The sequence below is a fragment of the Pseudomonas fluorescens NCIMB 11764 genome, from assembly GCF_000293885.2.
Taxonomy (GTDB): Bacteria; Pseudomonadota; Gammaproteobacteria; order Pseudomonadales; family Pseudomonadaceae; genus Aquipseudomonas; species Aquipseudomonas fluorescens_B.
In genome coordinates, this window is the sequence record NZ_CP010945.1 from 1,852,170 (window position 1) to 1,876,948 (window position 24,779).

The 24,779-nt window shown below is 60.9% G+C and carries 17 protein-coding genes; 2 read left to right on the top strand and 15 right to left on the bottom strand.

Annotated elements, in window-relative coordinates:
• Positions 1-48: 48 nt before the first annotated feature.
• The 4 genes from urtD to urtA form a co-directional block, all read right to left on the bottom strand.
• The gene (urtD, locus tag B723_RS08455) at positions 49-918 is read right to left on the bottom strand and encodes an urea ABC transporter ATP-binding protein UrtD (RefSeq protein WP_017336312.1); all 870 of its coding nucleotides are present in this window, start codon (positions 916-918) and stop codon (positions 49-51) included.
• Complete coding sequence (urtC, locus tag B723_RS08460; RefSeq protein WP_017336313.1) at positions 915-1,994, bottom strand: urea ABC transporter permease subunit UrtC; 1,080 nt, start codon at positions 1,992-1,994, stop codon at positions 915-917. The genes urtD and urtC overlap by 4 nt, the downstream gene beginning before the upstream one ends.
• Positions 1,994-3,496, bottom strand: coding sequence for an urea ABC transporter permease subunit UrtB (gene urtB, locus B723_RS08465; RefSeq protein WP_017336314.1), 1,503 nt, complete (start codon positions 3,494-3,496; stop codon positions 1,994-1,996). The genes urtC and urtB overlap by 1 nt, the downstream gene beginning before the upstream one ends.
• 212 nt (positions 3,497-3,708) lie before the next feature.
• On the bottom strand, positions 3,709-4,974 hold the full coding sequence (gene urtA / locus B723_RS08470) for an urea ABC transporter substrate-binding protein (RefSeq protein ID WP_017336315.1): 1,266 nt from the start codon (positions 4,972-4,974) through the stop codon (positions 3,709-3,711).
• Positions 4,975-5,202: 228 nt separating this feature from the next.
• Here urtA and B723_RS08475 point away from each other — a divergent pair, with 228 nt between their 5' ends.
• Complete coding sequence (locus tag B723_RS08475) at positions 5,203-9,792, top strand: DUF4329 domain-containing protein (RefSeq protein ID WP_238588315.1); 4,590 nt, start codon at positions 5,203-5,205, stop codon at positions 9,790-9,792.
• A gap of 129 nt (positions 9,793-9,921) precedes the next feature.
• Positions 9,922-13,260, top strand: coding sequence for a hypothetical protein (locus B723_RS08480; RefSeq protein WP_031318331.1), 3,339 nt, complete (start codon positions 9,922-9,924; stop codon positions 13,258-13,260).
• 32 nt (positions 13,261-13,292) lie between these two features.
• On the opposite strand, the gene B723_RS08485 is transcribed toward B723_RS08480, so the two are convergent.
• The 11 genes from B723_RS08485 to B723_RS08535 all read right to left on the bottom strand — a co-directional run bounded on the left by B723_RS08485 (position 13,293) and on the right by B723_RS08535 (position 24,749).
• Positions 13,293-14,303, bottom strand: coding sequence for a FecCD family ABC transporter permease (locus B723_RS08485; protein WP_017336319.1), 1,011 nt, complete (start codon positions 14,301-14,303; stop codon positions 13,293-13,295).
• Complete coding sequence (locus tag B723_RS08490) at positions 14,300-15,247, bottom strand: ABC transporter substrate-binding protein (RefSeq protein ID WP_017336320.1); 948 nt, start codon at positions 15,245-15,247, stop codon at positions 14,300-14,302. The genes B723_RS08485 and B723_RS08490 overlap by 4 nt, the downstream gene beginning before the upstream one ends.
• Entirely contained in the window at positions 15,244-16,032 is a 789-nt protein-coding gene (locus B723_RS08495; RefSeq protein ID WP_017336321.1) for an ABC transporter ATP-binding protein, read from the bottom strand. Before B723_RS08495 ends, B723_RS08490 begins: the two co-directional genes overlap by 4 nt.
• Before the next feature lie 284 nt (positions 16,033-16,316).
• Positions 16,317-17,696: a PepSY-associated TM helix domain-containing protein gene (locus B723_RS08500; RefSeq protein ID WP_017336322.1), complete on the bottom strand. Its 1,380-nt coding sequence runs from the start codon at positions 17,694-17,696 to the stop codon at positions 16,317-16,319.
• A 127-nt stretch (positions 17,697-17,823) separates the two neighbouring features.
• Positions 17,824-19,941 (bottom strand): TonB-dependent copper receptor, encoded by a 2,118-nt coding sequence (locus tag B723_RS08505; protein WP_017336323.1) that lies wholly within the window; start codon positions 19,939-19,941, stop codon positions 17,824-17,826.
• A 222-nt stretch (positions 19,942-20,163) separates the two neighbouring features.
• Positions 20,164-20,622, bottom strand: a complete 459-nt coding sequence (locus B723_RS08510) for a DUF2946 domain-containing protein (protein WP_031318334.1) — start codon at positions 20,620-20,622, stop codon at positions 20,164-20,166.
• A 21-nt stretch (positions 20,623-20,643) separates the two neighbouring features.
• The gene (locus B723_RS08515; protein ID WP_017336325.1) at positions 20,644-21,123 is read right to left on the bottom strand and encodes a copper chaperone PCu(A)C; all 480 of its coding nucleotides are present in this window, start codon (positions 21,121-21,123) and stop codon (positions 20,644-20,646) included.
• Positions 21,124-21,171: 48 nt separating this feature from the next.
• Entirely contained in the window at positions 21,172-21,570 is a 399-nt protein-coding gene (locus B723_RS08520; protein WP_017336326.1) for a DUF2946 domain-containing protein, read from the bottom strand.
• Positions 21,571-21,731: 161 nt separating this feature from the next.
• Positions 21,732-22,451 (bottom strand): cobalt-precorrin-6A reductase, encoded by a 720-nt coding sequence (locus B723_RS08525; protein ID WP_017336327.1) that lies wholly within the window; start codon positions 22,449-22,451, stop codon positions 21,732-21,734.
• Positions 22,448-23,545 (bottom strand): cobalt-precorrin-5B (C(1))-methyltransferase, encoded by a 1,098-nt coding sequence (locus B723_RS08530; RefSeq protein ID WP_017336328.1) that lies wholly within the window; start codon positions 23,543-23,545, stop codon positions 22,448-22,450. The genes B723_RS08525 and B723_RS08530 overlap by 4 nt, the downstream gene beginning before the upstream one ends.
• Positions 23,538-24,749, bottom strand: a complete 1,212-nt coding sequence (locus tag B723_RS08535) for a bifunctional cobalt-precorrin-7 (C(5))-methyltransferase/cobalt-precorrin-6B (C(15))-methyltransferase (RefSeq protein ID WP_017336329.1) — start codon at positions 24,747-24,749, stop codon at positions 23,538-23,540. Before B723_RS08535 ends, B723_RS08530 begins: the two co-directional genes overlap by 8 nt.
• Between the last annotated feature and the right edge of the window lie 30 nt (positions 24,750-24,779).

Below are 24,779 nucleotides of genomic sequence, written 5' to 3' on the forward strand. Positions count from 1 at the left end.
ACTGCTATCGCTGGCAGGCCAGCTTCCACAGTGACCGTGTTGGCAGGTTCAGCGACCGAGGTACACCTCGATCACCCGCTCGTTTTCCTGCACCTGTTCCAGCGACCCTTCGGCCAGCACGCTGCCCTGGTGCAATACGGTGACGTGGTCGGCAATCGAGCCGACAAACCCCATGTCGTGTTCCACCACCATCAGCGAATGCTTGCCGGCCAGGCTTTTGAACAGCTCGGCGGTGAATTCGGTTTCGGCGTCGGTCATGCCCGCCACCGGTTCGTCGAGCAGTAGCAGTTGCGGGTCTTGCATCAGCAACATGCCGATCTCCAGAAACTGCTTCTGACCGTGGGACAACAAGCCTGCCGGGCGATTGACCGAGGTGGTCAGGCGAATGGTCTCCAGCACTTCGCTGATGCGATCCTTCTGTTCTCCACTCAAGCGAGCCCGCAGGCTGGCCCACACGGACTTATCGGTTTTCTGCGCCAGCTCCAGGTTTTCGAATACGCTCAGGGCTTCGAACACTGTCGGCTTCTGGAACTTGCGGCCGATGCCGGCCTGGGCAATCTGTACTTCGCTCATCTGCGTCAGGTCGAGGGTTTCACCGAACCAGGCTTTGCCATGACTGGGGCGAGTCTTGCCGGTGATCACGTCCATCAGCGTGGTCTTTCCCGCGCCGTTGGGGCCGATGATGCAGCGCAATTCGCCGACGCCGATGTACAGGTTCAAATCGTTCAGAGCCTTGAAACCATCGAAGCTGACGCTGATGTCTTCCAGGGTCAGGATGGTGCCGTGGCGGGTATCCAGGCCGGGGCCGACGCGTTGGCCGAGGCCGATGGCGTCGCGGCTGCTGCCGGCGTCCTTGTTCGGGTTCGGTGGATAAAACGCCGGTTCGAGCATGAATTCAGCCGTCGCAGTCACTCTCATTGGTCACCCCTTTTCTTCAGCAGGCCGATCACGCCTTTGGGCAGGTACAAGGTCACGACGATGAACAACGCGCCGAGGAAGAACAGCCAGTATTCCGGGAATGCCACGGTGAACCAGCTCTTCATGCCGTTGACTACACCAGCACCGAGCAGCGGGCCGATCAGCGTGCCGCGACCACCCAGCGCCACCCAGACAGCGGCTTCGATGGAGTTGGTCGGCGACATTTCGCTCGGGTTGATGATGCCGACCTGCGGCACATACAGCGCACCGGCCAGACCGCATAACACCGCGCTCAATACCCAGACAAACAGCTTGAATCCGCGAGGGTCGTAACCGCAGAACATTAGGCGGTTTTCTGCATCGCGCAACGCGGTCAGCACCCGGCCGAACTTGCTTTGCGCGAGGCGCCAACCGATGAACAGGCTCGCCACCAGCAACAGCACCGTTGCGAAAAACAGCACGGCGCGCGTCCCCGGTTCGGTGATGCCAAAACCGAGAATGGTGCGGAAATTGGTGAAGCCGTTGTTGCCGCCAAATCCGGTTTCGTTGCGGAAAAACAGCAGCATCCCGGCGAAGGTCAGGGCCTGGGTCATGATCGAGAAATACACGCCTTTGATCCGCGAACGGAAGGCGAAGAACCCGAACACCAGCGCCAGCAACCCCGGCGCCAGTACCACCAGGCACATCGACCAGAGGAAACTGCTGGTGCCGGTCCAGTACCACGGCAGTTCGGTCCACGACAGAAACGTCATGAATGCGGGCAAACCATCGCCCGAAGCCTGGCGCATCAGGTACATGCCCATCGCATAACCGCCGAGAGCGAAGAACAGACCATGGCCGAGGGACAGCAGGCCGGCGTAGCCCCAGACCAGATCCAGCGCCAGGGCGACAATGGCGTAGCAAAGAATCTTGCCCACCAGGGTCAGCGTATAAGCCGAGACATGAAACGCGCTGTCCGGCGACAACAGCGACAGCAGCGGCAGCGCGAGCAACAGAACGAGGATCACCGCGCCGACGGCAATCGTGACTTTGGGGCCGGCCTTTTGGCTGGCCGTGAGCATCAGGGGCTGGTTCATCAGTCGATCACCCGTCCTTTCAGTGCGAAGAGGCCTTGCGGACGTTTCTGGATAAACAGAATGATCAGCGCGAGGATCAGGATCTTGCCGAGCACGGCGCCGATCTGCGGTTCGAGAATCTTGTTGGCGATGCCCAGGCCAAACGCGGCGAGCACGCTACCGGCCAACTGACCGACACCGCCGAGCACCACCACCAGGAACGAGTCGATGATGTAGCTCTGGCCGAGGTCCGGGCCGACGTTGCCGATCTGGCTCAGCGCGACGCCGCCAAGGCCGGCAATGCCCGAGCCTAGGCCAAAGGCGAGCATGTCGACGCGCCCGGTGGGCACGCCGCAGCAGGCCGCCATGTTGCGATTCTGAGTGACGGCGCGCACGTTCAGGCCCAGGCGCGTCTTGTTCAGCAGCAGCCAGGTCAGCACCACCACAAACAGCGCGAAGGCGATGATCACGATGCGGTTGTACGGCAGCACCAGATTGGGCAGCACCTGAATCCCGCCGGACAACCAGGCGGGGTTGGCCACTTCCACGTTCTGCGCGCCGAACAGCAATCGGACCAGCTGAATCAGCATCAGGCTGATGCCCCACGTCGCAAGCAGGGTTTCCAGCGGGCGACCGTAGAGGTGACGAATCACCGTGCGTTCCAGTGCCATGCCAATCGCGGCGGTGACGAAAAACGCCACCGGCAACGCGATCAGCGGATAAAACTCGATGGCTTGCGGAGCGAAACGCTGGAACATCAGTTGCACCACGTACGTCGAGTAGGCGCCGAGCATCAGCATCTCGCCGTGGGCCATGTTGATCACGCCGAGCAGGCCGAAGGTGATCGCCAGGCCAAGCGCCGCGAGCAACAGGATCGAGCCGAGGGACATACCGCTGAAGGCTTGCCCGAGCATTTCGCCGATCAGCAGTTTGCGTTTGACTTGGGCCAAGCTGGTTTCGGCAGCCGTGCGCACATTGGCGTCGGCTTCGATACCCGGTTCCAGCAGACTCTCGAGACGAGTGCGGGCCAATGGATCGCCGGTTTCGCCGAGCAGACGCACAGCGGCGAGGCGCACGGCCGGGTCGGTGTCGACCAGTTGCAGATTGGCCAGGGCCAGGCTGAGGGCGGCGTGGACGTTTTCATCTTTTTCGCCAGCCAGTTGCTGGTCGAGAAATTTCAGCTGCGCGGGTTTGGCGCTTTTCTGCAATTGCTGGGCGGCGCCCAGACGGATTTTGGCGTCGGCGGCGAGCAATTGGTGGCTGGCCAGCGCGGTGTCGATCAGACCCCGCAGGCGATTGTTCAGGCGCAGGGTTTTCGGTTGACCGTCGACCATCAACTCGCCTTGCTGCAGGGCGTTGATCAGTTCGACACGGGCCGGATCGGGCTGCGCGGCCCAGGTTTCCAGGAGTTTGGCTTGCTGCACGGGATTGGCGGCGACGAAATCTTCGGCGTCGCTGGCGTGTACAGCCATCGGCAGTAACAACGCGATGGCGAGGATGAAGCGGTAAAGGGCGGTGGGCATATGCATGGCCTTGCGCGGACTAAATGTGGAGACAGACTTACTGTGGCGAGGGAGCTTGCTCCCGCTGGACTGCGCAGCAGTCCCCTTCTTTCCAGGTCAGTAAGGGGGCCGCTTCGCGGCCCAGCGGGAGCAAGCTCCCTCGCCACAAAAGCCCGCTCTCACAGGAGTTTTGTCGGGCCCTGGGCTGTGTGCCAAGCCCGACATCCAATGGCTTAGTTGCTCTTCACCGCATAATCCGGCTTCTTGTCGTTGCCGGGAATGAACGGGCTCCACGGCTGGGCGCGGATCGGCCCTTCGGTCTGCCACACCACGTTGAACTGACCGTCCGCCTGGATCTCGCCGATCATCACCGGCTTGTGCAGGTGGTGGTTGGTCTTGTCCATGGTCAGGGTGTAACCCGACGGCGCGGCAAAGGTCTGACCGGCGAGGGCTTCGCGGACTTTGTCGACGTCGGTGGACTTGGCTTTCTCCGCCGCTTGCGCCCACATGTGAATGCCAACGTAGGTGGCTTCCATCGGGTCGTTGGTCACCGCTTTGTCGGCGCCCGGCAGATTGTGTTTCTTCGCGTAGGCTTTCCAGTCGGCGACGAATTTCTTGTTCGTCGGGTTCTCTACCGACTCGAAGTAATTCCACGCCGCGAGGTTGCCCACCAGCGGTTTGGTGTCGATGCCACGCAGTTCTTCTTCACCGACCGAGAACGCCACGACCGGAACGTCGGTGGCTTTCAGGCCCTGGTTGGCCAGCTCTTTATAGAACGGCACGTTGGAGTCGCCGTTGACGGTGGAGATGACAGCGGTTTTGCCGCCCGCCGAGAATTTTTTGATGTTGGCCACGATGGTTTGATAGTCGCTATGGCCGAACGGGGTGTAGACCTCTTCGATGTCCTTGTCGGCCACGCCTTTGGAGTGCAGGAACGAACGCAGGATCTTGTTGGTGGTGCGCGGGTAGACGTAGTCGGTGCCGAGCAGGAAGTAACGCTTGGCGCTGCCGCCTTCTTCGCTCATCAGGTATTCCACTGCCGGGATCGCCTGCTGGTTCGGCGCGGCGCCGGTGTAGAACACGTTCGGCGACATTTCTTCGCCTTCGTATTGCACCGGGTAGAACAGCAGGCCGTTGAGCTCTTCGAACACCGGCAGCACCGATTTACGCGACACCGACGTCCAGCAACCGAACACCACAGCGACCTTGTCCTGGGTCAGCAGTTGACGACCCTTTTCCGCGAACAGCGGCCAGTTCGACGCCGGGTCGACGACCACCGGTTCCAGCATCTTGCCGTTCACGCCGCCCTTGGCGTTGATCTCGTCGATGGTCATCAACGCCATGTCTTTCAGGGACGTTTCGGAGATCGCCATGGTGCCGGACAACGAATGCAGAATACCGACCTTGATGGTCTCGGCGGCCTGGACGGTCCAGGTCATGCCCATCGCGGCAATGCTTGCCGTGAGTGTGAAAGCCTTGATCAAGCTGCGACGCTTCATTGTGCGATCTCCATGAATTTATGAATTTTCTTGGTTGGCAGATGCGGACTACTGAAGGGTCTTTAGCAAGGGCTGTGCCTGTTCGGCAAAGGCCGGGAAAACTCGGGATAGAGCCTTTGGCGGACTGGGGCGCGCACCAGACTGGGGCCTGAGTGCAAGGCAGGTGCGCCTGCGTGCGCAGCATTGGTGCTGACGGTGTTTAACAGCAAATCCCGGCAAGCGATAAATATGTACCGCCCGTTGCGCTGCGCAATCTTGATGATGAGGGACTCTCAATCAGGCGAGCAGAGCATGGACAGCACTTCGATCAATACACCTTCAACCGCCCGGGCGACGGCACGATTTCCCGCCCTGGGACCAACATTCATGAGCGCCGATGATGCGGCCTATTGGGCGCATCGGCAGATTGGCGCGCGCTATGACCAGCACTACGGCGGCGTAATCCTGCAACGGGCCGACGGTAAATATCAGCCCACGTTTCCTGTGCCAGGCAAGAAAGGGCGTTTCGATTTCGACACCCTGCTGTCTGCCGACAACCCTGGGGAGCTGTTCGTCTCCCCTGGCTACAGTGGCGCTGCGTATTACTTGTCCCATTCGGCCAATCACGCCGAAGTCCTGCGTGTTCACCCAGGCTGGACGAACGAGCAGATCAAGTTGAGCCTCGGTTTTTTTTCGAGACACTACATCCTCAGCGACATGCAGGATTCGGGTGCCTATGGACAGCGCCACTATTTATCGGGGCCGGATGGCTCGCTGATCAAATACGAGTCCACTCAACCGGCAGAGGAGAAAAAGCTCTTTGAGGTGGCGTTCAAGGCTTTCGGGCCGTTCTCCGACGTTGAGCGATTGATTCAAAAATTGGCCACGACCGGCACGCTGAGCGTACTGGTACCCAACGCTCAGTGGGGCGGAGTGCGAGGAAACGTGTCGGCGAGCTGGAGCCTCGGTACTGCCGCGCAGCGAAGTCCGACGCCGGTACAGCCGTTTTTTTGTGCGGTGTCCGATCAAGTGGACAAGGCGATAGAAGCCGCAGCAACGACGCTCCCCCCGACGTCCGACAGCCTTTATCTAGGGTTTGTGGTGACCTCTGCCGGCAGCTCGGAATGCATGGCGACCTATCCGGTTCTTTCCAGCAATCCGGCAGCCGAACTGTTCAAAACATTTCCGATGCGAGCGGATCGCAAGTTGGAGCCTTTGCTCGATTTCGACCTCAACGGCGTCTATTTCATATCGCACAGTGATGGGGCGCAGAGTGCCAACGAGCCTTGGCTGTATGAGCGGTTTTTTTCACCGGACGAGCTGGCGGCTGGCATCAGGTTTTCGCTGTGGGATGTTTACCGGCAGGAGTACCCGGACTATCTGAAGGTGTACGCCCGGACCCGCGACGGTGCCGTTTTGCAGTACCAGCCTTCGGCGCACCAGCGTGAAGCTGCGCTGAAGGACAGCACAGACTTCAACGCGCGACTGAAGGAAGGTACGCTCAAGCCTGCGGTTTACGTCAAGCAGGTGGCAGCAGCCGGCGAGTTGACGGTGCTGAAGGACAGCGCGTTATGGGATGTTGTCGGGAACGTTGGCACCGACTGGCAACCCTATGCGAGGTCAAGACGTTTGAGTCCCGCTTTCCTCCTCGCCGACGATGCTGCACGGTTTGCGCATGGGTACATCGGCAGCCGCCGTGAACAAGGCTTTGTCGGGATGATTTTGCAGGATCAAGACAAGCGTTTTGTCGCCACTGAGCCGGTTATCGGCGCGCAGCCGCGGTTTGCCCTGGACCGGCTCTGTCCTCTCGACGCCTCAGGAGCACCGATCGTACTGCTCGAGGGACACTCGTTTTATGGGTTGTACGCTTCACGCTGGCAAACGGACTCAAGTGCTGTTGTCCGTGCCGACGCGGAAGAGCAATTGACGCAGGCGCAAATGTTCACCACCGAGGACATTCGCTCAGTGCTCGCCAAGAGCGCGCATGTTGCCGATTTTTACCTCTCGGGTTCGCCAGACAGCCTGCTGGCTTACAGCCCCGATTTATCGAAAGTGGCCGCTCGCAACAAGGTGAAAGAGCGAGTTACCTTGCTTGCCGATGATTCCACCTTGATAGATCGGGAGCTGGCAGTCGGCACACTGGCACCCGATGCCGTGGTCGAAGAATTGGCCGGGACTGGCCGATTGCGTGTGGTCGCGGGCAATGATGTGTGGGGGCCGCGGGGAACGGTGCTGGGTGATGAATCAGCGCCCGCAGGCGTTTCCGTTCCGGTGCTCGGCGCGATTTTTTCCAATGCCGAAGACGCGGTGCTGAACGCCCGTCATCGCGCCCGGCTCGACTACCGTGCGGCGGCTGCGGGTTGGGGTTTTATCCTTAAGCACAAGGACCGCGAAGAGTATGTGGCGACCGAAACGGTGCCTGCCAGCCACCTGGGGGCGCTGAACCAGGCTAGCGACTTTGGCGCGCCCGTATTGATCGACGAGTTTCGCACCCTCGCGCTTTATTACTCGGCAAGCTGGATTCCCGATGGGTTATCGACAACGGACGCCTGGTTTGCCCGTCATTTTGCTTCCATGACCGAACTGGCTGCGGCGATCCATGACGACGATGGCACCCAACGCCTTACGCATTTTCAGGACCTGAGCGTTTTTATCGCGACCCTGGATGGGGCCTTGTTGCGCTATCAATATTCGGCCACCTCAACACAATTCGACGCGAACGGTTTGCAGCAGCTCAAGTCGCTGTTGCTCAACGCCACGCCGCCCTTTGCCAACGTCATTCAATGGATCGCCAAGGCCGGAGAGCTGAAGGTGCTGCGTACCAGTGAGCTGTGGGACGAGACGGGCATTGTCGGCGCCGATTGGAAATCCTATGTACAGCTCCAGCGACGAGCGCTCAGCCCGGTCTTTGTGTCGCAGGATGATGCAGTGCGCCATGCGCTGGAGCAGTTGGGCTCGCGGCGAGAGCGGATCTACGGTGGCCTGGTGCTGCGTCGGCTCGATGGTTTGTTTGTCGCAACATTGCCGGTGGCCGTCGAGGTCGAGAATTTCCCTGCCAGCTGGATTCGCCTGGACGAGTTGATCGAGCAGGGACTGTTTCTGGCCGGGAGCACGGTTGTCGCCCGCTACCATTCGCGAATGCAGGTCGAACCGATTTTCGCGCTGTCGAACCGCGAGCGGGACGTGTACCTCACCATGTTCTCCACTGATTTTCTGGCGGCAATCCTGAGCGGCTCGTCGCTTTCGCCCGGCAAGGAATATCTGCTGGGGCTCGACGGCAGCCTCATCAGCTACACCCTCAGCGCCAGTGCTGCGGAAAAACAACTCGCGCGGTCATTGGCGTCCCCCAGTCAATTGCAGCGCCGGCACACCCCGATAGAGCTGCAAATGCGCAATGGCACGCTGACCCCGAGTGAATACGTCAATCAGGTTGCAAGAGCCGGTCGGTTGCAAGTGATCAAAGGCAGCCGACTGTGGGGCAAGGCCAGGCAGTTGTCGGTATGGAGCGCTTATTCCGAGGGAGGCCCTTCGCAAGTGCATCGGTCGGCTATTGCTGATCCGGCGTTCAGTCCGGTCTTCACGCAAATGGACGACGCCGTACGGCATGTCCACCGAGCGGTTGGCGTTCGAACCGGATTGATGTTCGGGTTCATACTCAAGGCGCTGAACGCCGAGCGGTATGTGACGACGATGCCGATCGACGGGCGGCAAGGAAGTCTCGCCGTCGAGAAGGTATTTCCCGACGGGCTATTGCCTCTGGGGTACCGCGTGGAGGGGATTTTTCTGTGTTCCTCGGCCGGAGCGGGGCGACTGCCGCACGACTTGAATCAGAGTTTCATCTCGCCTCGGGATCTGATGTACGGGTTGGACGCTGTCCGTGTGCGCACGGAGGCAGTCACTGCTTTCCTCTCCGTCTTTGTGTCCTGTGCCGATGGCGCCTTGTTGCGATACAAGCCCAAGTCCATCGCACCAGAGTGGACCCAGTTGCAGGTCGCGCTCGCCTACGAAAAGGTCCTGCAATCTGGAAGCGAAACGCTGTTCGAATATCTGCGTAAAGTGATCGCAAACGGTGAGTTGCAGGCAGTGGTGCGCAGCGCTTTCTGGTCGCCGTTCAGGGTGGACTCCCGAGGTGTCAAAACCGGCATCGGGTTGGTGAGATGGGCGCCGGATAACAGCTTTGCCCTCGGGCCTGTATTCGCACATGCCGATGATGCGGCTCGTTCGGCCCAAAGACAGATTGGCGATTACGTTGCTCAGGAGTTTCTGGGGGGGATCCTGATGCATGAGGCGAGCGCTTCATTCGTTGCTGTCGAGCCGCTTGAAGACGGCCCCGACAGTGGCGCTGCCAGTTCGCTGTTTTACTCGGGGGTGGGCGGGCCCATTGCCCCTGTTTCCATACCGGGGGCGCAACCATTGCCATTACCGATATTTCCTCCGGACTACAAATGGGTCGCCGTCCATCAGTTCTACAAACGCTTCAACCTGTTGGTCAAGGACCCCTCTGCGATGGATCGATTGCTGCTGGATAACCTGGCCCTGGCGGACCTGTGGTTCAGCCGGGACGTGGTGAAAAAGAGCGGGGTCTCCGGCGGTAGTTGCTACTTCTCCGGTCGCGGGGGCGCGCTGTTCAAATTCACCCCCAGTTTCTCGGCACAGGAAACCGCATTTTTCAATGAGGAAGCAAAGGACGGGGTCGCTGCTTACCTCGCTCGACTCGCAGGCGTCGGCCGGCTTGAAGTCGTGGACACCGATGGTTACTGGCGCCGCCTCGGACGTCTGGACTCGACCTGGACGCCGACGGTACAACCGGACGTGAAGCCAGACCGTGACGAGCTGTAGAACGCCTGATGAGCCGTGCCCACACGTACGCAAGCAGTTCGGGGGGGAGGAATAACTATGTACCGCCATGGGCGTATTTCACAGTGCGACAGTGAGTGTTCAATGAAGACTCACTGGAGTACTCCCATCATGGATGAACAACCTCAACAGCCTGACTCGACAACTGCTGTATCAACATTAAGTGTATTGGGCCGGACCTTTCTTTCGGCAGACGACGCCGCCTGTTATGCCCACGAACGGGTAGGGCGGCGCCGTAATCGCGGTTACTACGGCTATATCCTCCAGCGAGATGATCAGCGGTACGTGATTACTGAGCCCGCCGAACAATTGGCCAGTTCGAGTACGCATCACGAGCGTGTCCCCGACAATCATGTCTTGCACAGTCGGTTTTACGCTCACCCCGCGCTTTCGACACTCGACGCACACGCAGCAGCGGATCTGGAATGGTCCGTCGAAGATGCGGCAACGAGCTTGCTGATGTTCAGTGTCAAAGCGTTGCGTAATAGCCTCGCAACCGACCTGTCGGCCTATCTGTCGGGGGCCGAAGACAGCTTGATCCGGTTCACCCCGGACAGCTCTCGCTCGCAGGCACTGCTCAAACAGTTGGGAACCAGCCAATCGCCCGGCAAGCTTGCCCTCGACCTGGAAAAGGGCGTGGTCAAACCGGAACAACTGGTGACAGAGGCGGCGGCCGCTGGCGATTTGCAGGTCATTATCAGCAACGGTCGCTGGCGACCTCGGGGGAAAGTCACGGAGCACTTCGTTCCCGGCCCCTGGGAACGGAATGTCCCGGAGAGAGTGTCGTTGGGTGCGGTGTTCCAGTCGGCCGACGCAGCGGCGCTCGATCGTTATGCCCGAAACACCGGACAACGTGATGAAGGACAGACCTGGTTCGGCTTCATTCTCAAGCACAGGGACAAAGAAGAATATGTCGCTTCAGAACTGGTTCCCGTCAGCTATCCAAGAGACAAGCTTTTCCTGGAGCGCAGTGTGTTCCGACGTTCCCCAACGTCCGGGGACTATGTTTATCCCGAGTCCTTCGCTCCTCACTCCTATTTCTATTCGCGCCAGCGGGTTAACCATGAGCGGGATGCGCCCCGACGCTGGCTGGCCGAGCATTTCATTGTTCCGAAAGATTTGTGGGTCGCTGTCTACAACGCCAAAAAACGCCCTGTCTTCGGGGAAAGAATTCCGGCGCTGCTTTACGTGTCGACGCCGGATGGCGCACTGCTGAAGTACGAGCCCCGACCGGACACCCCGCTGTTCGACAACGATGTTCCGAACATGGGCCTGGAGGCCATTCAAAACAATCTGGCCAAGGGCGTGTCGAGCGCAACCGATTTTGTCGCGACGGTCGCCCGCAACGATGCATTGCACGTGTTGCGCACCAGTGTGTGCTGGGACAGGAAAGGGCTGGTGGGCGCCAATTGGGCGCCGAGCCAGAACGTGCAGCGTCGTTCGCTCGGTCCGGTGTTCCTGACGGCCGATGACGCCGCCGTGCATGCTCGTTCACAAGTGCCTGCCGGCACGCCAAGGGCATTCGGTGGTCTGATTCTCCAGCGCTCTGATGGGCGTTTTGTGGCCACTGATCCTGCCGATATCCCCCAGGAAGACTTCGATATCAAGTGGATCTTTGCGGATGCAGCGATCGAGCTCGGTCAGTTTCCGACAGACTGCACGATCGTGGCGCGTTATCGCTCACGGGTGCTGCGCGCGTTACCCGTCCTGTTATCGGACGTCGACAAAGAGCTCTATCGCAACATGCTCTCTGTCGATACCGTTTACACCGCCTTCATGCGCAGAACACAGGCGCTCGATGAATACCTGTTTGCACCCGACGGATCGATCATCCGTTACCGGATCGGCACATGGGAGCGCATCCGCGCGGACCTGGGCATAGCGATCAGCCTGTCGGGTAAGCCGGCTCGTGATCTGGACGCCACCTGGATCAAGGATCAGATCCATGCCGGTACGTTGACGCCGACAGCGTGGGTTAAAAAACTGGTCAATTGCGGGTATCTGAAAGTGGTTGCAGGAAGCCGCCTATGGGGCCCGGCTCGAGAAGTCACGGAGTTTGAACCGTATCAGACGATACCCCAAACGACGGGTTACCCAAGGGCCTTGGTGGAGCCGGCTTACACTGCGGTCTGCATCCAGGAACAGGATGCCGCCCGCCTGGCACATGAACAGGCGGGCAGTCGTTCATTACCCGGCTTTGGATTTATCCTGCGCAACGCTCGCGATGGTTCATTCCTCGCGACGCTGCCCGTGAGTGTGCGCAACTCACGGTTGGCGTATGACCGTGTGTTTCCTGGCGTATTGCCTTACCGCTACGTGGACAGTGGGCTCATCCTGTGTGCGGTCGCTACGCCGCCGGGGCTGCCGGACGATGACTACCGGCACTTCTTTTCGCCCATGGAGGTGAGTCTGGCGCGTGACAGCGTCCGTACGTCTCACGGGTACAGGCCGATTTATTTTTCCTGTGGCGACGGCGCCTTGCTACGTCTTGAACTCGCGCCGTTCGATCCGGTGGTGTCGCGGGACAAATATGGCCAGGTGCAGGTCAGGGACAACCCGTTTGCGACAACGGCGCAGGCTCAACGTGATCAGGACGATATCAACCGTGGCTCACTCAAACTGACCGATTACATTCGGCGTATGGCAGCGGCGGGGAAACTGGAGGTGCTGTTGACCAGCGCTTACTGGTCCCGTGCCGGTGAGGTGGGTCAGGACTGGTTTGCCGGTATGCCGTTTGTGTCCGTCGAAGCAAGGTGGGCAAACACCTCCAGTCTGCCGTTTGGGCCGATGTTTCATCATCCCGACGATGCTGCTCGTTATGCTCAGTTTCGAGCGGAACACTTTAATCGGGGATTGGCGTGTACAAGCGCAATCCTGGCCAAACCCGATACCTTTTCATACGTCGGCATGCAGCCCCTCGCTGGCACGAGTCATCCCGATGCAGCCATCAGGCTGATCTTCCGCACTGCCAACGACCTTTCAACTGCACCAGACACTCGATTGCCACGCTTGCCTGACGGCTACACATGGATGGCCAGTCATCAGATTGATCAGTCAGGCAAGGTGCAAGCGGGATCGGATGCCGACGTTGAGAACTATGCTTCTCCCGAGTCGATTCATTCGCACACTCAAGTCGTGAAAAACAAAGGCTTCGATATCACGGCTTTCTACTATTCCTCACGCGACGGCGCATTGCTGAAGTACGTACCGACCTATTCGATAGCGGAGCAAGCACTGCTTAACGTCATGCTGGTGCAGCCTCCCAATGATCGATGGACCACCGTGATGTCGTTCGAGGCGTTCATTTCCAGGCTGGCTGACACCAGCCATTTAGAAGTACTGAGGGCCGCCGGTTACTGGCGCCAGCCCGGGCGACTGGGCGCCGACTGGAAAGACGTGCGCCAGCAGTTTCCCGACGTATCCGTCCAATACCCCCGGGATGAGTTGTAACCGTGTCCGCAGCCTGACCACCTCGCACCCGGTCAACGCTTGCGCATGAGGCCGATGAAAAACAATCCGCCAATCGCCGCCGTGGCCACGCCTATGGGCAAGTCCTCGGGGGCGATCAGGGTGCGCGCGGCGACATCGACCCATACCAGAAACACACTGCCCAACAGCACGCACACCGGCAGCAATCGCCGATGTTCAGCCCCCACCAATCGGCGTGCGATGTGCGGCACCATCAACCCGACAAATCCGATGGACCCACTGATCGACACCAGCACCCCCGTCATCAGCGACGCAATCAAAAACACGCGCAGGCGTACGCTACGGGCGTTGAGCCCCAGCGTCACGGCCGTCTGTTCACCCGCCATCAACGCGTTCAACGGACGGGCCATGCCCAGCAACAAAACCAGCCCGAGCAACACGCTCGCCGCCGGCACCGCGAGCAATTCCCAGCGCGCCAGTCCGAGCCCGCCCAGCATCCAGAACATCACCGCCGAACTGGCACGGTGATCGCCGAGAAACAGCAACAGATTAGCGATCGCCATCATCACGAACGACACCGCCACGCCGCACAACAGCAGCCGGTCACTGTCCAGCCGACCGTTGCGGTTGGCGATCACCAGGACGATCAGCATGCTCAGCAGTGCACCGATAAAGGCGGCGATGGGCAAGGTCAGCAGGCCGACGATTTCACCGACATGCAGCACCACGATCACTGCGCCAAGTGTCGCGCCGGACGTCACCCCGAGCAAATGCGGATCGGCCAGCGGGTTGCGCGTCACCGCTTGCAGCACCGCGCCGATCAACGCCAGGCCGGCGCCCACCAGCGCGCCGAGCAACATGCGCGGCACGCGGATCAACCACACGATATGTTCCTGACCGGCTGTCCAGCTCACCTCGCCAAAGCCAGACACCTTGTGCAGCAAAATGTGCCAGACCGCGTCCACCGGCACCCGCGCCGGGCCGAAGCCCAGTGACACCACGCACGACACAATCAACAGTGCGCCGAGGGCGATCAGCAACAAGGCGTAGCGACGACTGGTCATTCGCCGTGGAAACCCTTGGCCAGGGTTTCAACCGCCAGCACGTTGTCGATGCCAGGCGTGGCCTGCACATACGGAATGACGATGAAGCGCTGGTTCTTGATCGCGTCCACCGATTGCAGCGCCTTGTTGTTCAGCAGGAATTGCACCTTCTGCTCGGCGGTGACCTCGCCGTAGTCGACGATCACGATCACCTGCGGATTGCGCTCGACCACGTTTTCCCAATTCACGCGGGTCCAGCTCGCGTCGGTGTCATCCAGAATGTTGCGCCCGCCCGCCGCGTCGATCAGCGCTTGCGGCATGCCCAGGCGACCCGAGGTCATGGCGCGGTCTTCGCCACTGTCATAGAGGAACACGCGGGGTTTTTTGGCCGGCAGATCCTTGCGCACGTCCGCAACTTGCGCCTGCATTTGGGCGATCAAGGCGTTGGCACGATCCTGCACATCGAAGATTCTGCCGAGGTTGCGCAGGTCGTTGTAAGTGTCTTCCAGCGTGGCGGCCGGGCGCTTCATCACGAACGCGCAGGATTCGGTCAGCTCGTAGACGTTGATGCCCAGCGGCTGCAACGTTTGCGGCGTGAGATCACCGCCGACGCGCATGCCGTAATCCCAACCGGCAAAGAAGAAATCGACGTTGGCGTTGAGCAGGGTTTCCACTGACGGGTATTTGGCCGCCAGCTCCGGCAGGCCGTCGAGGATGGTCTGCATCTGTGGCGTGACCGATTTCCAGCCGGTGACGCCGCTGTAGCCGGCCATGCTCGGCTTGAGGCCGAGGGCGAGCATCATTTGCGTCATGTTGATGTCATGGCTGACCGCGTGTTTCGGCGCTTGCGCGAAGGTCACTTCGCGGTTGCAACTCTGGACCGTCAGCGGATATTTCGTTGCTTCGGCAAGCGCTTGGGCACTGCCCAGCAACAGCGCGACGCACAGCAGGGAACGCAAAGTCATGGTTGGGTTATCCAGGTGATTCGTGGGTAGCCGTGCAGAGGGTGTTCATCGATCAGCGCTTCGACGCCGAACACATCACGCAGCAGCGGGGCAGTCAGGACTTCTTTGGGTGTGCCGCTGGCGACGATGCGGCCGTGATCGAGCACGTACAGCCGATCACAGAACGCGGCGGCGAGATTGAGGTCGTGGATGCTCGCCAGGGTGCCGATCTGCAGGCGCTTGACCAGTTGCAACAGCTCCAGCTGATAGCGCGGGTCGAGGTGATTGGTCGGCTCGTCGAGGATCAGCAGCTGTGGTTGCTGGGCGAGTGCGCGGGCGAGGATCACGCGTTGCTTTTCGCCGCCGGAGAGCGTGGCGAAAGCGTGGTCTTCAAAACCGTTGAGGCCGACGGATTCCAGTGCTTGCGTCGCGAGGTTTCGGTCTTCGAGGGTGTCACCGTCGAACAGGCCTTTGTGCGGTGTCCGGCCCATGGCGACCACTTCGTCGACGGTCAGGCCGAAGGCGTCGGGAAATTCCTGCAACACCACGGCGATGCGTTGCGCGCACCAGCGCGAGGATTGTTTCCATACGTTGTGGTGGTCGAGTCGAACCTCGCCGTTTTCCGGTTTGCTGAAGCGGTAGGCGCAGCGCAGCAGACTGGTCTTGCCGCTGCCGTTGGGACCGATCAACCCGACAAACTCACCGGCGGCCACGTGCAACGAGGCATCACGCAGCTGGAACTGGTGATGACAGTGGCCGTGGCCCATGGGTGTCCAGGCGAGGTTTGTGAGGTTCAGCGAGGTCATTGCATTCCTGATTGATCGTTTTAACTGTACACATCACCTGTGGCGAGGGAACAAACGCCCTCGCCAAAACAGCTTCGGCTGCACTTGGGCACTGTTCAGGGCAGCAGGCAGAGGCCGGTCAAGAGGTACTGTTCATCGGGATGGTGAATCACTTCTTCAAAAGAAAACCCGCAGCCATGGCTGCGGGTTGAATGATGCACTAGAGTTATACAGTAACACTTAATATGACCGGGCGATAAGTGCCGAAGTCTACACGTGCCTCTAAAACAAGCATCTCGCCTGTTTCATGATGAAGATGAGGCCGATTCAGTTTGTCGGTTGAAGCGCGAAAGCAGCACGCGATCCAGCAACCAGACCACCACCAACGAAGCCCCCACCAATGGAAACGCCACCGCCAGCACGAGCATGATCACCACCCCGGTTTTCCATTTCGGCAGATCGTGGCGTAGCGGCGGAACACCGAACTTGCCTTGCGGGCGGCGCTTCCACCAGATCACCACGCCGCTGACGGCGCTGAGCAGAATCATCAGGCAGATCAGCAACACGATGATCTGGTTGAGCACGCCGAACATCTTGCCTTCGTGGAGCATCACGCCGATTTCCGTGGCGCGGGCGACGGTGCCGTATTGCTCGAAGCGCACATCGGCGAGGACGTTGCCGGTGTATTGATCGACGTGCAGAGTGGCATCGTTGCGCGGGTCGTCGGCGAATACAGCGATGGTGAACACGCCGGTGGCGGTGGTCGGGAACGTGATGCTGTAGCCAGGCTCGACCTTGCGCTGTTCGGCGATGTTCTGCACGTCTTGCAGGCTGATGGTCGGCGCCGCAGGACCGGCTTGCGCGCTGTCGTGGGCCATGTGTTCGGCGTGGTCACCGGACATCGGCATCGGCGTGTTTTCCATCGCCCAGGGCACGGTCTGGCGGGTGGCGGTGTTAAGGCTGCGGGCCTCGACATCGGACTTGGGCATGTCATTCCACATGGCGTCCGGGAACACGTTCCAGACCCCGGCGTATTGCTTGCCCCAGAACCCGGTCCAGGTCATGCCGCTCAGCAGCATCACCAACAGAAACGCGGCACCCCAGAACCCGGTGACGGCATGCAGGTCGCGCCACAGCACGCGACCGCGACTGCTCAGGCGCGGCCACAAGATGCCGGCGGCCTGACCTCGCGGCCACCACAGAAATACCCCGGAGACCACCAGCACGATGCCCCAGCCAGCGGCGAGTTCGATCAGTCGATCACCGACTGTGCCGATCATCAATTCACCGTGGATCGCTCGGGCAACGGCTTGCAGATTCTTCTTCGCGTCTTGCTCGCCGAGAATGTCGCCGTGATAGGGGTCGACGAAAACATTCAACTCATTGCCGGCGTTGAGCACGACAAACTGCGCGCTGCGTTCGGCGTTGATCGGCGGCAGGTACTGCTTGATCGTTGCTTGTGGATAAGCCTCTTTTACCCGCTTGAGCAGGGCATCGGCCGGGACACTGTGATGACCGGCCGGGACGTTCATCAGGCTGCCGTACATCAACGGATCGAGTTGCGGCTTGAACAGGTAAATGACGCCGGTCAGGGCCAGCATCACCATGAATGGCGCGACGAACAGACCGGCATAGAAATGCCAGCGCCAGGCCAGGTTGTAGAAATTCGGTTTGGGCTGTTTCATCGGTTGTGCTCCGCTTGGCTTGGTACTTTTGTTGTTGTCTGGTGACTGCTGTGCAGTCATTCGCGAGCAGGCTCGCTCCCACAGGTTCAACACTTTCCATGTGGAAGCGGGCTTGCCCGCGATGTTCTTAGAAACTCATGTCCACCTTGGTCCAGAGCGTGCGCCCCGGTTCTTTGATGGCCTGCGGGTCATTGGCCGGGTAGCCAAAACCGGCGTTGCCGGCCAGGTTCAAATGCTCGGCGTAAGCCTTGCCGAACAGGTTGTCGACGCCGCTGCTGACCTTCCAGTTCTTGTTGATCCGGTACGCACCGTTGAGCGAAAACACGCCGAACCCCGAGGTCTTGTCGAAGTCCTTGCCGACCACGTTGCCTTTGTTCTGGTCGATACGATTTTGCGCGGCGACCACTCTCCACAGTGCGCCGGCGCTCCAGTTGTCTTCGCTGTAGGTCAGGCCGAAACGTGCATCCAGTGGCGGCATTTGCGGCAACGCGTTGCCGTCGCTGCTGTTCTTGCCCCAGGCGTAGGCGAGGGTCGCATCGGCCTTCCAGTTCGAGGTCAGCTTGTAAGCCGCACCGAGTTCACCGCCCATGATCCGCGCGTCGATGTTCTCGGCTTGCGAGGTCATGCCCATCATTCCCGGCGTGTAGTTGAACAGGATGTAATCGCGCACCTGTCCGACATAACCCGAGGCCCAGGCTTCGAGGTCTTCGGTCTTGTATTGCAGGCCGAAGTCGAGCTGGGTGGTTTTTTCAGGCTTGATCGAATCGAAGGCATTCACCGAGCCGGCAGGGCCGGAGTTGGGCGAAAACAGCTCCCAATAATCCGGGAAACGCTGGGTGTGACCGAGACCGGCGTACAACGTGGTCGGGCTGTCGGCGAGGTCGTGTTCGTAGCGGACGAAGCCGCTGGGCAAGGTGTCGGCGCGGGTGTCGTCGGCGGTCGGGTTGCGCCGGGTCATCATCCCCGAGCCAATGGTCTGCCGAAAATCCCTGGCCGAAGCGCGGTCCAGTCGCGCGCCGGAGATCAAGCGATCGCGGTCGGCGGCGTACCAGGTCAATTCGCTGAACACGCCGTAGTTGTGGAAGTCGGCGTCCTTGTCGCGCGGCAGATCCTTGTAGGTGTCGATGCCCATGGCGCTGCGCTTGCGGTGTTCGTTAGTCTGCGCGTCGATGCCGCTGATCAATTGCACATCGGCCCAGCGCCAGGTGCCCTTGATCCGCGCACCGAGGGTTCGCCGATCGACACTGGAGGCCATCGGCCCAGCCATCATCCCGGTGCCGGACGGCGTGCGCAGGGTGTAGTTGTCCATCACGTGGTCGGCGTAGTTGTAGTAGATCTGTGCTTCGACCTTGTCCAGTACGTCGCCGATGTTGGACTTCTCGAAGCGCAAGCCGAGGCTTTCGCGTTTGAACTGCGCACCGTCCATGCCGCGTCCGGCATAACGGGCTTCGCCATCGCCCTTGCCGGCGGTGAGTTCCAGCAGCGTGTCGGCGTCCGGGGTCCAGCCAACGGCGACGTCGCCGTTCCACTTGTCGTAGCGCGACGCCACGGTGTCGTTGTTGCCGTCGCGGTAGTCGTCGGAATGCGCGGTGTTGCCGATCACTCGCACGTAACCCGACTGGCCGCCGGCGGCAGCATCCACCACTTTGTCGAAGCGACCGTTGGAACCGGCCAATACGCTGGCATTCACGCGTGTACCGAGTTCGCCGAAGCTTTCCGGCTCACGGTCGAACAGGATGGTGCCGGCTGACGCGCCTGGCCCCCACAGCACGGTTTGCGGGCCTTTGATGACGGTAAGTTTGTCGTAGGTTTCCGGGGAGATGTAGGAGGTCGGCGCGTCCATCCGGCCGGGGCAGGCCCCGAGCATCTGGCCGCCGTTGGTGAGGATATTCAACCGTGAGCCGAACATGCCGCGCAGCACAGGGTCACCGTTGGTGCCGCCGTTGCGTACCAGGGCGAAACCGGGAATGGTCTTCAGATAGTCGCCGCCGTCGCTGGCCGGCACCGGTTGGCGCGGGTCCTTGGGGTTGGTGACGACGGTCAGCGGCGAACTCGGCGCGACGGCGGTGATCACCGTCGGGCTCAGTTCTTCATGCTGGCCGGCGTGCTCGTCGGCCAGCACCATAGGGGTCAGCAAAGCGCCGCAAAGAACGGCAGTGGCGTGCCTGAAACGAACGCGCGTTTCGTTCAGGGCAAAAGTGGCTTGGGCAGCGCTCAAGCGCGTGTCAGCAGAAAGCGTGGACATGACAATTTCCATCGAACAGTCGTAAACGACACGGCCGGCCGCCGACGCCATCCCCTGTGGGAGCGTGCCGTGTGGCGAGGGAGCTTGCTCCCGCTGGGCTGCGTAGCGGCCCTTTTGTGAGTGCTGCGCACTCAAGCGGGAGCAAGCTCCCTCGCCACACAGACTCGCGCCCACAGGGATGGCGCAGGCAATCTTCAGGACCGTGTGAGATTGGGGGGGTGTTTACGTGACGATGGGCGGCGCGCGGGTGCGGGCGCCGGGGAAGAAGGTCTGCCGGGCGTGGCCCAGGCGAGTGGCGGGTTTGGTGAAGGTAGTGGCTGTTGGTGTATCGAATGCGATGAAGGACTGGCCACCCGTCAGTGCCGGGCAATTGAACAGCAGGCTGCAATAGCCGCACTTTTCCCAGATGGCGTGATGAGGTGTCTTGGGTGGGCAGTGCTCGGCGGCGGCTTGCGCGCCGTGGTCGCCGTGCTCCATTGCCGGCATCTCCATGGGCATGTCCATCGACATGTTCATGGAGACTTCCATCAGGGCGGAGGCGCGCGGATCCATCGGCATCGACTGAGAAATCAGCGGGCCGATGAAGATCATCAACATGGCGAACAGGCTGATCCAGCTACCGCGGGTCAGGCTCAATGGCTGACGACGGGGGGCAGATGACCTGGCGCTAAGCGGGCGCATGGGCGTATTCAGCGTTGGCGATTACGGGGTGTGCGCGTGCACTTGCACGCCGTTCGGCGCGGTTTTCTGCACTGCGACTTCGACCGTCACATCACCGGATTTCTCGAAATGCATCGTCAGCCGGAACCGTTTTCCGTCGCTCAGCAGGCTGCGGTCTTTGAGTTCCAGCAGCATCACGTGATACGCCATCGGCGCAAACGTAACGCTCCCGCCCGCCGGGATTTCGACGACCGGCACTTGCTGCATTTTCATCAGATCGTTTTGCATCACGTGCTCGTGCAGTTGAGCGATACCTGCAATCGGCGAGTCGACGCTGAGCAGTTTGTCTGCGGTTTTACCGTGGTTTTGAATCACGAAATAAGCCGCAACGGTCGGCGCGTTAGGCGGTAACTCTTGCGACCATGGATGAGCGATCTCCAGTTCGCCCGCCTTGTATTCATGGGCATTGGCAAAGCAGGCAGGCAGCAGCAACGCAGCCAGAACGATGAGTTTGTTCAACATGACAGTTCTCCAGAACGATTCAAGACGCAGGTCAATTGCGAGAAGGAATCACACCAGAGGGGATGCGCGGGGGTTGAGATTCGGCCATTGCTGGCGCGGAGTGGGCGTGTCGAGAGAAGCAGCGGGCAGGCTTCGATTGGCCTCGAAACGCGCGAAGTACAACTGCGGTACATGCCCGGGCAGTGCCACCAACGGCGCTGAGCCGGAGCAACACCAGCAATGCTGCATGCTGGAATGATCGTCGTTCTGCGGCGCTTTCTGTTCAAGCGTCCCCAGGGAAATCGCCACCATCTTCGTGCCGGTGGACGAGCAAAAACTGCCCCACAACAGCTGTTCGGCCGGCGATTTCGCCGTCTGCGCCATCGCTCCGGTCATCGGCATGGCGAGCATGTTGAACAGCACTGCGAAGCAGGCTATCCAGGCAATTGCGAGCCGTTGTCGGGACATGGGACAGATCCGGTTGAGTGGGAGATCAGGCGCGGCTATTTAGCCTGATCAATGCCGATAAGTAAAAAAGCGGCCTGCGGTTTGGTGTCGCAGCGTATTTCAGATGAGTGTAGCGGCTCCGATTTGAAATGCCGGGAGGAGTGGTGACTCGCCGCAAATACTTAGGCGTCCGTCAGTGCGGCCAGGACTTCACTCACCGACCCGAACTCCCGATCCACCCCCGCCAACACCGGCCGCTTCAACACCAGCACCGGCACCCCCCGTTCCCGCGCCACGTCCAGTTTCGGCTCGGTGGCAGTGCTGCCGCTGTTCTTGCTGATCAGCACATCAATCTGCCGGCGCTCGAACAGCTCACGTTCATCGTCAATCAGAAATGGCCCGCGGGCGCCAATCACTTCGCAGCGTTCGTTGCCGGGATAAACATCCAGTGCGCGCAACGTCCAGAATTGCTCCGGCGGGATTTCGTGCAGGTGTTGCAAGGGTTCACGGCCAAGGGTGAACAGCGGTCGGCGGAACGGTTTCAGCGCTTCGATCAACCCGGCCCAGTCGCTGACTTCGCGCCAGTCATCCCCGGCTTGCGGCTGCCAGGCCGGACGCCTGAGTGCCCAGCAGGGAATACCGGCCCGTTGCGCGGCAGTCGCAGCGTTCTGGCTGATTTGTGCAGCATAGGGATGAGTCGCGTCCAGCAGCAGGTCAATCCCTTCATCGCGGATGAACTGCGCCAGACCCTCGGCACCGCCATAGCCTCCGACGCGCACCTGGCAATTCAGATCGGTCGGCACTCGACCGACGCCGGCAAGGCTGTAGATGTGTTCCGGGCCTAGCGTACGGGCGATTGCCAATGCTTCCGTCACACCGCCGAGCAGCAAAATGCGTTTCATTGAAAAGCTCCCACATGGCCGACGATGCCGCCCTGGCGATCGATGGCAAACACTTCGACCTGAACCTGCGCCGGCACCACACTGCGCGCAAACGCCAGCGCGTGTCCGCACACCGCATCGCCAAGCGCGATGCCGGCCGCGCTGGCCATGGCCAACGCCTGTTGGCTGGTGTTGGCTTCGCGGATCGCTTGCTGCAACGCTTCATTCGCGCCGACCGCCGCGGCCCATTCGGCCAGTTGCGGCAGGTCGATACTCGAATGCCGGCTGTGCAGATCCATGTGCCCGGCCGCCAGTTTGCTGATCTTGCCGAAACCGCCACAAATGCTGAGTTTATCCACAGGCACTTTGCGCAGGTGCTTGAGCACGGCGCCGACGAAGTCGCCCATTTCGATCAGGGCGATTTCAGGCAAGTCGTAGACGCGGCGCATGGTGTCTTCGCTGGCATTGCCGGTGCATGCGGCGATGTGCAGGTAACCGTTGGTTTTCGCCACGTCGATGCCTTGATGGATCGAGGCAATGTACGCCGCGCAGGAAAACGGCCGGACGATGCCGCTGGTGCCCAGGATCGACAAGCCACCGAGAATGCCCAGTCGTGGATTCATGGTTTTCAATGCCAGCGCCTCGCCGCCCTCGACGTTCACCGTGACCTCGAAACCGCCGTGATAGCCCAGTTCCTCGGCAAGCAAGGTCAAGTGGTCGGTGATCATTTTGCGCGGGACCGGGTTGATCGCCGGTTCGCCGACAGCCAACACCAATCCTGGCCGGGTGACCGTGCCCACCCCTTGGCCAGCACTGAATCGAATGCCTGGTTCGGCGTTCAATCGCACTTGGGAAAACAGCAGTGCGCCGTGGGTCACGTCCGGATCGTCGCCGGCATCCTTGATCGTGCCGGCCTCGGCGCCGTCATCCACAAGCCGACAGAACTCCAGACGCATCTGCACCTGCTTGCCTTTGGGCAGGACGATGTCCACTGCATCCGCGGGCTCGCCGCCGAGTAGCAGGCGAGCGGCCGCGAGGCTGGTCGCGGTGGCGCAACTGCCCGTCGTGAGGCCGCTGCGCAGCGGTGCGGGTTGTTCGGCAGTTTCGTCACGCATCGAAAGGTTTGACCACGTCCAGCAAGGTAATCGGCAGCGCCTGGCGCCAAGTGTCGAATTCGCCCAGCGGCTGCGCCTGAGCGATGTGGATGCGCGTCAGTTCGCCGCCATGCCGCTCGCGCCAAGCCATCAGGGTCATTTCACTTTGCAGCGTGACGGCGTTGGCGATCAGGCGACCACCGGGTTTCAACTGAGTCCAGCAGGTGTCCAGCACACCCTCGCGAGTGACGCCGCCACCAATGAAAATCGCATCCGGGCGTTCCAGTCCGGCGAGCGCTTGCGGTGCACTGCCGCGAACCAGTTGCAGGCCGGGCACGCCAAGCGCGTCGCGATTTTGCTCGATCAACAGTTGCCGTCCTTCATCGGCCTCGATGGCCAGCGCCCGGCAACTCGGGTGGGCACGCATCCATTCGATGCCGATCGAGCCGCTGCCGGCGCCGACGTCCCACAGCAGTTCACCGGGCACCGGGGCCAGGCGAGCGAGGGTGATTGCGCGCACGTCGCGTTTGGTCAGTTGGCCGTCGTGCTTAAAGGCTGAATCCGGCAAGCCGGCCAGTCGCGACAGGCGCGGCGCATCGGGTTCAGCGATGCATTCGATGGCGATCAGATTCAGATCGGCGATCACCGGGTCGGCCCAATCGCGGGCGACGCCGTCGATGCGTCGCTCGACATCGCTGCCCAAATGTTCCAGTACGGTCAGGCGACTTGGCCCGAATCCGCGCTCGCGCAGCAGTGCAGCAATCGCCGCAGGGCTTTGACCGTCGTTACTGAGTACCAGCAGGCGAACACCGCTGAACAACTGCGCGTTGAGCGCCGCGATCGGGCGGGCGACGACGGACAGCGTGACCACCTCCTGCAACGGCCAGCCCATTCGCGCCGCGGCCAGCGAGCAGGAGGAGGGCGCCGGCAGGATCAGCATTTCATCGCCGGGCAGTTGTCGAGCGAGGGTGGCGCCGACACCGAAGAACATTGGATCTCCGCTGGCGAGCACGCAGACCGGATCGCCCCGCAGGGCCAGCAACCCATCGAGGGAGAATGGACTCGGCCACACTCGGCGTTCGCCGCGGATACACGCCGGGAGCAGATCCAATTGTCGTTGGCTGCCAAAGATCTTCGACGCGGCCAACAGCGCATGCCGGGCATTTTTGCCCAGACCTTTGAAGCCCTCCTCACCAATGCCTGTCACGGTCAGCCAGCGTGCCATGTGTGTGCTCTGTTCAACTGTATAAAGCGG

What these genes read in the sequence shown, in the direction of transcription:
- B723_RS08505 (WP_017336323.1), bottom strand. Translation starts at nt 19,941, where the DNA reads ATGTCCACGCTTTCTGCTGACACGCGCTTGAGCGCTGCCCAAGCCACT.
- urtD (WP_017336312.1), bottom strand. Translation starts at nt 918, where the DNA reads ATGAGAGTGACTGCGACGGCTGAATTCATGCTCGAACCGGCGTTTTAT.
- B723_RS08485 (WP_017336319.1), bottom strand. Translation starts at nt 14,303, where the DNA reads ATGACCAGTCGTCGCTACGCCTTGTTGCTGATCGCCCTCGGCGCACTG.
- B723_RS08480 (WP_031318331.1), top strand. Translation starts at nt 9,922, where the DNA reads ATGGATGAACAACCTCAACAGCCTGACTCGACAACTGCTGTATCAACA.
- urtC (WP_017336313.1), bottom strand. Translation starts at nt 1,994, where the DNA reads ATGAACCAGCCCCTGATGCTCACGGCCAGCCAAAAGGCCGGCCCCAAA.
- B723_RS08535 (WP_017336329.1), bottom strand. Translation starts at nt 24,749, where the DNA reads ATGGCACGCTGGCTGACCGTGACAGGCATTGGTGAGGAGGGCTTCAAA.
- B723_RS08525 (WP_017336327.1), bottom strand. Translation starts at nt 22,451, where the DNA reads ATGAAACGCATTTTGCTGCTCGGCGGTGTGACGGAAGCATTGGCAATC.
- B723_RS08495 (WP_017336321.1), bottom strand. Translation starts at nt 16,032, where the DNA reads ATGACCTCGCTGAACCTCACAAACCTCGCCTGGACACCCATGGGCCAC.
- B723_RS08520 (WP_017336326.1), bottom strand. Translation starts at nt 21,570, where the DNA reads ATGTCCCGACAACGGCTCGCAATTGCCTGGATAGCCTGCTTCGCAGTG.
- B723_RS08510 (WP_031318334.1), bottom strand. Translation starts at nt 20,622, where the DNA reads ATGCGCCCGCTTAGCGCCAGGTCATCTGCCCCCCGTCGTCAGCCATTG.
- urtA (WP_017336315.1), bottom strand. Translation starts at nt 4,974, where the DNA reads ATGAAGCGTCGCAGCTTGATCAAGGCTTTCACACTCACGGCAAGCATT.
- B723_RS08515 (WP_017336325.1), bottom strand. Translation starts at nt 21,123, where the DNA reads ATGTTGAACAAACTCATCGTTCTGGCTGCGTTGCTGCTGCCTGCCTGC.
- B723_RS08490 (WP_017336320.1), bottom strand. Translation starts at nt 15,247, where the DNA reads ATGACTTTGCGTTCCCTGCTGTGCGTCGCGCTGTTGCTGGGCAGTGCC.
- B723_RS08500 (WP_017336322.1), bottom strand. Translation starts at nt 17,696, where the DNA reads ATGAAACAGCCCAAACCGAATTTCTACAACCTGGCCTGGCGCTGGCAT.
- B723_RS08530 (WP_017336328.1), bottom strand. Translation starts at nt 23,545, where the DNA reads ATGCGTGACGAAACTGCCGAACAACCCGCACCGCTGCGCAGCGGCCTC.
- B723_RS08475 (WP_238588315.1), top strand. Translation starts at nt 5,203, where the DNA reads ATGTACCGCCCGTTGCGCTGCGCAATCTTGATGATGAGGGACTCTCAA.
- urtB (WP_017336314.1), bottom strand. Translation starts at nt 3,496, where the DNA reads ATGCCCACCGCCCTTTACCGCTTCATCCTCGCCATCGCGTTGTTACTG.